Consider the following 3,970-nt stretch of genomic DNA (forward strand, 5'->3'; position numbering starts at 1 on the left):
GTACGTCTGGGGTGGGGATTGATGCATAAGATGCCTGTACTTGCTTATTTGTATCCCGATAAATCGTATACGGATATGAATTGCTTTACGTACAATGATGCTGAGAATAATCAGCGTCTGACCGTCATGCATACATTTGTAACTGACCGTAATTTTAACTCCGACTTGCGTTTGCCTGTTAATCAGAAGTTTGAAATAGGGGTGAATTTCCGGATAGGAGGTGTTACTGCGGATGTGGTATGGTTTAAGGAACATCTCAAAAATGGCTATTGCACCTCCCAACTTGCCGAACCTTTTTCCTATCGCCGCTATTCCCCTTTGATCAGTAAAGGAGAACAACCGGAATTGACGGATGAGGGTGTCATGAATGATGGTGAACTTCTTCCATATACTTTGAATACTACGTTTGCTACCTATTTATCACCCCAGAATGGTATAGAACAGGAAAAACAAGGTGTTGAGTATACCATTGGTCCGATTCATTCAAAGACGCTGCGTTCTTCATTTTACATAAGTGGCGGATATCTGGATGTATGTGAAAAGAATACGGCACTTTCTGCCTTGCATCCTCAGATAGAAGTGAATGGAAAAGCTTACCCTTATGTAGGTATTTATGAAACAGGGCCTTCTGTTGCGAATACTCAAATCTGGCAACAATTGAATAGCCGGTTTCAGTGTGTTACTCAAATTCCCAGAATCGGTTTGATCACAAGCCTAACGCTTCAGGCTGTGTGGATGGATAAACAACAGCGGGGAATGGAGAGCCGGTTTAATAACCCTGTGTACACGGACAGTAATAATCAGAAGTGCCTGAATCCGGTTTATTATATAGACGGAGAGGGAAACCAACATCCTTTCACGCCGGATATGGCGACGGATGAATGTTTTGCTGACTTAGTGATCAGGGCGAATACAACTACCGCTTTTCTGAAGGACTCGTATAAACCTTATTTCTTATTGAATCTTCGGGTTACTAAAGAGATCGGACGTCATGTTTCGGTTGCTTTTTGTGCTAATAACCTGCTGCAATCCAATCCGAAACGATATCGGCGGAGCATACAGAAATATGCAGTTGTGAATCCGGATTTATATTATGGTGCGGAAATTAGTATCCGTTTTTAAAGTTAGTATTGGTATTAAATTTTAGATATTGAAAGAGAATGAAATATTATGTATTGTTTTTCTTTGTGTTATTTCTATGTGCTTGTACCGGGGATGAGAATAGTTCCTCATGCTCTGTGAGTGTCCAACTGCTTTCTCCTACGGATGAAGTGACCTTGCCTTTTGAAGAGATGGAGGTGGTATTGACAAATAAGGATCAAGGCACGGTTTATACCTCTTCATGTTCTTCTGATGGAGTAGCTCTGTTTAATGTGGAATATGGATATTATACAGTTGCCGTACATTATCAATCTGTTTCCGGAATTATTTTCAGTGGAAGATTGGAATCTTTGTCGTTATTGCCCGAACAGGGTGAAGAAGTGATGAAAGTTCAGTTGCAACTGGCGCGCTCTAAAATAAATGCATTGGTCATTAAAGAGATTTATTATGTGGGTTGTAAAGGAGAGTTGGGAGCAGATTATCAGGCAGATCAATATGTTACACTCTATAATAATTCTGATGAGACTGTATATCTGGATGGATTGTGTCTGGCTTTGGTGGATCCGATGCCGGGTATTGTGTCTCCCTGGGTGAAATATACGGATATGAAACGGATTCCCGTTGCTGATATGACCTGGCAATTTCCGGGTAGTGGTAAGGAGTATCCTTTATTGCCCGGAGCAGAAACTACCATTGCAACGAATGCTGTAGATCATACCGGAGGCGAATATCAGCATGCTAATTCGGTTGATTTATCTAAAGTTGACTGGGGATTCTGGCATGTAAGTTTGAGCAAACAGAACATAACACCCGGTGTGAAACCATTGAACCTGCTTTTAAATCTTAACTCGACTGCATGGATGTATTCATTTCCGGTAGTTGGCCCCACATTTATGATATTTGGATTTGAAGGCATTAGTGCAGAGGAATATGTAAATAATCCATTGAACAGGGAAAACAGGCCTCAAGCTTCTAATAAGACTAAATTCTATTTGATGATTCCGAAAGAGTGGGTGATTGATTGTGTGGAGTGTGTGGAAAATGAAGCCAATGCCAATAAGCGTGTGCCTGATGAACTGAACCATGGACCTGTGTATATTCCGGAAGGAGATTATTCCGGGAAATCGTTGATACGTAAAAGTGCAGCATCAACCAACGGGCGTTTCATTTATCAGAATACGAACAATGCGGCGGAGGACTTTATCGTATCCGAACCGTCTTTAAAAAAATAAGCAAGCAACTATGCGGAGTACATTATTTATTTTATGGCTTCTGTCGGCGATTCCCGTATATGCGCAGTTTGATTCATTGCATATCTATTCTATGCAAGGGGTTTATCAGCAGAATAATTGGCTGACAGGAGCTAATCCAGTAGGAATGTCATTCAACCGTTTCCGCTCGTTCTCTGTGGCGGAAGTGGGGTATAGGTTTGAAGATGGAAACTTTGGTAATGTCAGTTTGCCCGCTTCATCCAATAAGTATGCGGTGTTTGGTGAATCTTACCAGACTATAGGTAATGTCTCTTTATATGGAAAAATAGGATATCTGAATAACCGGAAGCAAGAGGTGAACTGGAATGGGATGACCGGTGACTGCTGGCGTGGAGTAAATCTTTGTGATTCAGTGAGTGGCGATCAACGTTCGGAACAATATCAACTGTCCGGTGCATTTTCACTACCCGTTTCTTCGCATTGGCTGATGGGTTCGAGGTTCGATTATTTAGTTGACCTGAATGCCAAGGATACAGATCCTCGGAATGAAAACCAGTGGATGGAGTGGAAAATAACTCCTGGAGTTGGTTATGAGTGTGGAAGTCATCGTTTGGGGGCTTCCATATTTTATGGCAATCGTAAAGAAACGGTGGACTATCAGAATATAGGTACTCATACGGCATATCCTTTCTTTGTTTCTTATCCGTTAGGGTACTTTAAAACTTTGCCTAAAGGAGAAAATATAAAATGGTATTATTCTGCACAGGAGTTCGGAGGATTCTTACAAGAAGAGGGAGTTTATGGATACTTCCGGCTATTTCAACAGATAGGAGGGAGCCTTGTCAGACAAAATATAGTAAGTGACCGTATACAAAACAAGAAAGAAGGTGAGACAGATGGCTGGAAACTGGATTATAAAGGTATAGGATCATTAGTTTCTCCGTTGAATCGCCATGAATGGAGTTGGAAAGTTTTGTTTGACAAGTCGGATAGTTATGATCTTTTGCAGCAGCAGGAAGAGAACATGGGTACATGGCATTCTTCGGGGAAGGTTCTTCGTTCTACTGCCCGTATTAATGAATATGGGCTGACTTATGGTTACTATCGACTTTATAATGAGTGGAATAGTCGTTATTCTATCGTTTCGGGAATTGACTTTAAGCAGACAAAAAGTCAATTGCTTTTTTATCCGGCTGAATATATGCAAACTGTACGCCGTTTTACTGCATATGCTACATTTACTCGGAATTTCTTATTATCTAATGCCCGAATTGATTTAGCTATTGGGGCAGAGTACGGTAAAGGAGGTGGAACTATGATAGCTGAAAAACAGTTGCAATCAGGACAGAATACGCCCGCAATCAAATTATGGCAGAATCTGGAGCGGTTGGAACAGGAGTACAATTACTTAACAGAGCCCAGATGGGCATTGCATTTATCTCTAACTTATACTCATACCGTTTCTTTTACTTGGTTTGCCCGATTGACGATGGGGTATGAAAATGCTTCTAAAAATCTTTTTAATTCAAATAAGGAAAATATTTCTGTACAAATAGGATTGTTTTTCTAAATAGATTCCGTAGTTTTGAAGCGACTAACTAAAAAACAATAGAGTTATGGAAAAAAAAGAAATTTTGGATAATCAGAAATCAGATCCG

Annotated in this window: 2 protein-coding genes and 1 pseudogene; all 3 read left to right on the forward strand. The window is 40.6% G+C overall.

Annotated elements, in window-relative coordinates:
- Nucleotides 1-1,122: pseudogene (locus tag BACCELL_RS27480) on the forward strand (TonB-dependent receptor); the annotation flags it as partial.
- Between the two features lie 38 nt (nt 1,123-1,160).
- The gene (locus tag BACCELL_RS17495) at nt 1,161-2,333 is read left to right on the forward strand and encodes a DUF4876 domain-containing protein (RefSeq protein WP_044153960.1); all 1,173 of its coding nucleotides are present in this window, start codon (nt 1,161-1,163) and stop codon (nt 2,331-2,333) included.
- 10 nt (nt 2,334-2,343) lie between these two features.
- Nucleotides 2,344-3,882, forward strand: a complete 1,539-nt coding sequence (locus tag BACCELL_RS17500) for a DUF6850 family outer membrane beta-barrel protein (RefSeq protein ID WP_044153962.1) — start codon at nt 2,344-2,346, stop codon at nt 3,880-3,882.
- The last annotated feature ends 88 nt before the right edge of the window (nt 3,883-3,970 follow it).

Source organism: Bacteroides cellulosilyticus DSM 14838 (assembly GCF_000158035.1).
Classification (GTDB): Bacteria; Bacteroidota; Bacteroidia; order Bacteroidales; family Bacteroidaceae; genus Bacteroides; species Bacteroides cellulosilyticus.